Source organism: Pseudomonadales bacterium (genome assembly GCA_013215025.1).
Taxonomy (GTDB): Bacteria; Pseudomonadota; Gammaproteobacteria; order Pseudomonadales; family DT-91; genus DT-91.
Window position 1 is genome coordinate 1 of sequence record JABSRR010000260.1, and the last position, 2,535, is coordinate 2,535.

The following is a 2,535-nucleotide window of genomic DNA, read 5'->3' on the forward strand; positions in this document are numbered from 1 at the left end:
AAACCAAGCTTTATCGGCACTAAGCAATTACACAATATTGATTTAAGTTTACTCATCGACACCATAGACTGGACACCCTTCTTTATTTCGTGGGAATTGGCCGGTAAATACCCGCGTATTTTTGATGATGAAATTGTTGGCGAACAAGCAAAAGACTTATTTGCGAATGCACAAGAATTACTCACACGAATCCTTGACGAAAAACTGTTAGTGGCAAATGCCGTGATTGGTTTTTGGCCAGCTAATCAAGTCAATCACGACGATATTGAGCTTTATGATAATAATGGCGAGGTGTTGGCTACGCTTCACCACCTGCGTCAGCAACAAGAAAAGCCGGCAGGCAAGTTTAATCAAAGCCTTGCTGATTTTATTGCGCCAAAATCAGCGGGCCAAGATTATATTGGCGGCTTTGTGGTAACTGCCGGCATAAATGCCGAGGCACTAGCGAAAGAGTTTGAGCAAGCGCATGATGACTATAATGCGATTATGGTAAAAGCCCTAGCAGATCGATTTGCAGAGTCACTGGCAGAGTATATGCATCAGCAAGTCAGAACAAAATACTGGGGTTACACTGATGCAGAAAGTTTCAGCAATGAGGAACTGATCCGCGAGCGCTATCAGGGTATTCGCCCAGCACCGGGATATCCCGCCTGCCCTGATCATACTGAAAAAGCGACTTTATTTAGTTTGCTCGATGCCGAAAATGCAACCGGCGTCAGTCTGACTGATAATTTCGCGATGTTTCCAGCAGCCTCAGTGAGCGGCTGGTATTTCGGGCATCCAGACAGCCAATACTTCGCTGTTGGTAATATTAACCGTGATCAGGTTGAGCAATATGCAGCTCGAAAAGGCATACCGTTGTCAGAATGTGAACGCTGGCTGCGACCAAATCTCGGGTATGATGAGTCATAATGGATAAACAAGCCTCTTCGTCAACATCTTTGCCGTCACCCTCGCCTGAGTCATCGCACCAGGCGAAACACCCCGCTCAGCAGGTTGACAGCATTGCGCCATCAAAACCTGGCTTTAAACAGCTTCTACAAAGCATGCTGGCCGGTGCTGTTGGTGTGCAAAGCAGCAAACGCTACCAACAAGACTTTGGCTCAAGTTCGATCATGCCCTATGTGATTGGCGGCATCATATGTACTGCCTTATTTATCGGCAGCATCTTACTGCTGGTCAATTACTTACTTTCAGCGCATCAATAGCTCTAAGCACTCATCTATCATCAATAGATTTGAGCTGCCAAGGTTAGTTGCCATTGTTGATTTTCCAATATTCAGCTTCAATATTTACAGACTGCGCTCAATACAAAAAAAGAGCCCTTAGGCTCTTTTTGATAATGTCTTAGCGCTTAGAGCAAAACTACAGCGTTAAATCGCGATTACTGGCTTTAATAAACTCTTGCTTAAGCTCAGCAAATGTATGCACGGCAGGAAACTGAGGAAATTCATCAATCACATTTTGCGGTGCATGAAAAAGAATGCCCTGCTCGGCTTCAGCCAACATCGTAGTATCGTTGTAGGAATCACCAGCAGCAATCACGCGGTAATTTAGACTATGGAAAGCTTGAACAGAACAACGCTTAGGGTCTTTTTGGCGCAATTTATAGTCTGTTACCTTGCCGTTATGATCTACCTCTAACTTATGGCAAAGCAATGTTGGATAACCCAACTGACGCATCAACGGCGCAGAAAACTCATAAAACGTATCCGATAAAATTACCACCTGAAAACGCTCGCGCAACCAGTCAACAAACTCTCTGGCGCCCTCAAGCGGCGACAGCTCGGCAATAACTTTTTGTATATCATCCAGGCCTAAATTATTCTCATCCAGAATGCGCAGCCGTTGCTGCATCAAGACATCGTAATCAGGAATATCACGCGTTGTCGCTTTTAACGCCTCAATACCGGTTAATTCAGCGAATGCGATCCAGATTTCTGGAACCAATACACCTTCTAGATCAAGACATGCGATTTCCACACTACTCTCCTGCTCGTTAGAATTAAATAAACGCTGCGCAGACTAACAGTTGAGGCGAAAAAGGCAAGTAGAAAAGCCAAGTAGAAAAGCCGGGTATAAAATAAGTAGGAGCTAAGTAGAAAGGCAAGCATTTACAGTTAAATGCAAGCAGCCATGCTGAGTATCTTTCTCAACACAGCCGCAAATTTGGCTAGGATTAAGTGCTAGCTAATACTCAGGCAGGTCAACGTTTGCAAACAAGGCGTCTAGCTCAGCCTTAGAACTACAGTTTATCGCCTTATCAACCATATTTTGAGTCAGATGAGGCGCAAATTGGGCAATAAAGTCATACATAAAACTGCGTATATATGCGCCTTTACGAAAACCAATTCGGGTAACGCTGGGCGAAAACAAATGACCTGCATTCAGGCATACTAAATCCCCATCGGCATCGGGCTTATAAGCCATCGAAGCGACAATACCAATCCCCAAACCTAACCTCACGTAGGTTTTGATAACGTCAGCATCGGCTGCCGTAAACACGATTTTTGGCATTAAACCCAAACTCATAAA

At 44.5% G+C, this 2,535-nt stretch carries 4 protein-coding genes; 2 read left to right on the top strand and 2 right to left on the bottom strand.

The annotated features are described in order from the left end of the window. Positions 1 to 912 (top strand): methionine synthase (locus tag HRU21_12635; GenBank protein NRA43136.1); only part of this gene is annotated, 912 nt, incomplete at its 5' end. Then, positions 912 to 1,208, top strand: coding sequence for a DUF2970 domain-containing protein (locus HRU21_12640; GenBank protein NRA43137.1), 297 nt, complete (start codon positions 912 to 914; stop codon positions 1,206 to 1,208). The genes HRU21_12635 and HRU21_12640, both read left to right, overlap by 1 nt. Before the next feature lie 157 nt (positions 1,209 to 1,365). Here HRU21_12640 and thrH read toward each other — a convergent pair whose 3' ends face one another. Both thrH and HRU21_12650 read right to left on the bottom strand, forming a co-directional pair. Next, on the bottom strand, positions 1,366 to 1,983 hold the full coding sequence (gene thrH / locus HRU21_12645) for a bifunctional phosphoserine phosphatase/homoserine phosphotransferase ThrH (GenBank protein ID NRA43138.1): 618 nt from the start codon (positions 1,981 to 1,983) through the stop codon (positions 1,366 to 1,368). 207 nt (positions 1,984 to 2,190) lie between these two features. Further along, positions 2,191 to 2,517: a hypothetical protein gene (locus tag HRU21_12650; protein ID NRA43139.1), complete on the bottom strand. Its 327-nt coding sequence runs from the start codon at positions 2,515 to 2,517 to the stop codon at positions 2,191 to 2,193. Positions 2,518 to 2,535 lie beyond the last annotated feature (18 nt).